General features: G+C 62.1%; 3 protein-coding genes. All 3 read right to left on the bottom strand.

All coding sequences use genetic code 11. The features are described 5' to 3' along the window. On the bottom strand, positions 1 to 1095 hold a 1095-nt coding region (bshC, locus tag Q0288_RS17995), incomplete at its 3' end, for a bacillithiol biosynthesis cysteine-adding enzyme BshC (protein WP_299433815.1). Positions 1096 to 1170: 75 nt separating this feature from the next. Continuing rightward, on the bottom strand, positions 1171 to 1812 hold the full coding sequence (locus Q0288_RS17990) for a Crp/Fnr family transcriptional regulator (RefSeq protein WP_299433813.1): 642 nt from the start codon (positions 1810 to 1812) through the stop codon (positions 1171 to 1173). Positions 1813 to 1933: 121 nt separating this feature from the next. Beyond that, positions 1934 to 2752 carry a 1,4-dihydroxy-6-naphthoate synthase gene (locus Q0288_RS17985; protein WP_299433811.1) on the bottom strand — a complete coding sequence of 273 codons (819 nt, stop codon included), beginning with the start codon at positions 2750 to 2752 and terminating at the stop codon, positions 1934 to 1936. Positions 2753 to 3018 lie beyond the last annotated feature (266 nt).

The raw sequence follows: 3018 nt of genomic DNA, 5'->3' as shown, positions 1-3018 counted from the left end.
CTCGAGCCCATATTTTTGCAGCAGGCGTTCGATGGGGGGCTCGAGAACCGTCACCCCCATCCGGCGAATCACAGCGGGCGGCTCCAGCCCGTGCAGAGCATAGACCCCGCCCAGTTCGGCAATGTATTTGAGTTCACCTGGCCCAACCACCAGGCCTGCTGTTGGGAGCACCGCGTCCTGTAGCACCGGCCTGAGGCCCGCCGCAGGGGTGATGCGGGCGGGGTCAAGGGCCAGGATGGCCCGCAGGTCGGCGGGGGTATAGCGCTGCTCGCCGTCCTCGAAATGTCCGGCGCGGAAGCGCAGCAGGCGACGAACCCGATCGGAGCCTTCCAAAAACAGGTTGGTAGCCGCCTCCCCTCGGCCCAGAACGACCTCGAGGCCCGCCAATTTCATGGCCCGCGCGGTGCGGTTGACGGCTTCGGAGGAGGCCAGAGGGTTGGTGATTTCGTGCTGCAGGGGGGGCACAAACAAAGGGGCCAGTTCGGGGGCCATCGGATCGAAGAGCACCAGCCCGTGGGGGCCGAGGAATTCCAGCATCAGACGGGCAAAAACCTCGCTATAGCTCCAGTTTCCCAACATGGCCCGGCAGATGCGCTCGCGGATCGCAGGATGCCCGGCAAAGGGCTGAATCAGAGTGCAGACCTCGGCAAAGTACGGATGGAAAGGGATGCGTCCGGCGGGGTGGGCAGGGGGAAGCTCGAGCCTCAGGGAGTGCACCCGCTCCTCGAAATCCAGCAGTTCGATGCTGCAAACCTCGTCGGTATCGTGGTCTTGCGAAGCCACCCAGAAGACCGGGACGACCGGCTGATCCGGTTGTCTGTGTTCGTGGGCCAGCTTGATGGCCGCATGGGCTTTGTAAAACGTATAGGCTGGTCCGGTTAGCAGACCGGCTTGTTGACCGCTCACGATAGCGCGGCTTCCCGGGTGGGCCAGTGTTCGGGCGGCCTCGAGGCTTTGCGGGGGTGCACCCAACCGTTTGAGGTAGGCCACCAGCCCAGCACTCAGTGCTTCACGCGGAGCGCTCCTGGGAGTGTGCAGCAAAGCAGGTAGATTTTCAATACCGAAAGGCAAGAACTGGCGCAGTGCGTTGGGCATGGCTAAGGGATTCTATCGCCTGGAGGCCAGCTATAGCGTAACTTGTCGCGGTTTTGCCGATGGCGGGATCCAGTCCTACAACGACACCCGTTTGAGCACATCGGGCTTGAGGATCAGGATGCGACGGTAGCCCAGCTCGATGGCGTCACCCATAGCCAGCTCTCCTAGTACTTTGGTGATGGTTTCGCGGGTAGAGCCGGCCAGATGGGCCAGATCCTGGTGCGAGAGGGTCACCTCCAACCCTTCCTCGCCCTTGCGCATGGCTGAGAGCAGGGCTTTGGCCAGCCGGGGCAACACTTCCTTGAAGCGCAGGTCGCGCAAGCGTTCTTCGGCTTTGCGCAGCCGGCGCGAAAGCAGCAGCACGAAAGCAGCCTGGGCTTCAGGGAAGCGGCTGGTAAGGCGCAGCAAATCTTCCCTCGAGGCCGAGAGCAGCTCGCAGTCCACCAGCAGTTCGGCAAACAGCCCGTAGCGCTCTCCCGGCAGCAAGGCCCCTTCGCCAAAGATGTCCCCACCCCCCACCACCACCAGGGTGATCTCTTCCTCTTGTGGGCCAAGCTGAAACAAGCGTACCCAGCCGTCCATCACGAAATACAAGGTTTTGGCCTCGTCTTCGGGATAGCACACGTAGCTGCTACGCCGGGCAGTGAAGCTGCGGAATACCTGCTCGGCTTCGGCCCTGGCTTCGGGGGACAGGGTGGCGATGAACTCCGGGATCATGCCTCTAATTTAGCGGGTCTAAACAGGAAGTATCCCTAGTCGGGAATACAGATTTTGAAACGGCCCCGGAAAGCGCGTTGGACTCGGGTTCTAGCCACCCCAGCCCGGATTGTGGGACGGGTTAGATAAAGCTGGGCCGGCTGGACGCAGGAATCAGGCCGGCGGCCTCGCCGCGTCTGAACAAGGCGTTGACGGCTTGTTCGCCTTCCGGCCCCACGTCCTGCGAAAAATCATTGACATAGGTCTTGATGTGGGCCCAGATCACCTCGTCTTGCAGCTCCTGGGCGTGCTGTTTGATGTAGGCCACCGTCTCTTCGGGGTGGGCCCAGGCGTACTCCAGACTGGCCCGCACCGCCCGGTCTATGGCCCGGATGGTCTGGGTGCCCAGGTCACGTCGGGCCAGAATGGCCCCCAAAGGAAGGGGCAGGCCGGTCAGTTTTTCCCACCACTCGCCCAGATCCAGCACTTTTTGCAGCCCGTGCAGGGGGTAGGTGAAACGCGACTCGTGGATGATCAACCCCGCATCCACTTCGCCGCGCTCCACGCTGGGCATAATCTGGTCGTAGCGCATCTCGACCGGGACGAAGCCGGAGCCATACAGCGACAGCAGCATGAAGGCAGTGGTATGACGGCCCGGGATGGCAATTCGCTTATCCACAAGCTTATCCACAGGCCCCTTTGCCACCAGGAGCGGCCCCACGCCGCGCCCCACGGCGCCGCCGGAACGCAAAGCCACGTATTGCTCGCGCAAGCGTCCATAGGCGGCGTAGCTGATTTTGGTCAGGGGGAGCTTGCCCTGCATGGCCCAGAGGTTGAGGGTCTCGACATCCTCCAGCAGTTCGGCAATGGGGAAGGGGGTAGCTACCCGGCCATGGGCCAGGGCATAGAAGATGAAGGTGTCGTTGGGGCAGAAGGAGTAGCCGAGTTGCATGGGGTTCATGCTACTGGCTTGACCTGGCGGCCAAAGTGAGGACGATTTCCTCGAGAGCTTTGCTCCATACTCTGTCTACAGCCAAGTTGTACCGCGAGTAGGCGGTCTCTACTTTGCTGGGCCTTTGCTACGAGACTTCTTTCGAGGGGGTTTGGGGGTGGGCTCGAGTTTCAAATCAGTCTTCTTGCCCACTACCTGGAACAGGTTGTGCAGGGTGGTTTCGAAACCGACCCAGCCCAGCAGCGTGGCCAGCACCAGGAGGCTCCTGGGGGCGA

The organism is uncultured Meiothermus sp., from assembly GCF_937863175.1.
GTDB lineage: Bacteria > Deinococcota > Deinococci > Deinococcales > Thermaceae > Meiothermus.
This window is presented reverse-complemented; position numbering and strand designations above follow the sequence as displayed.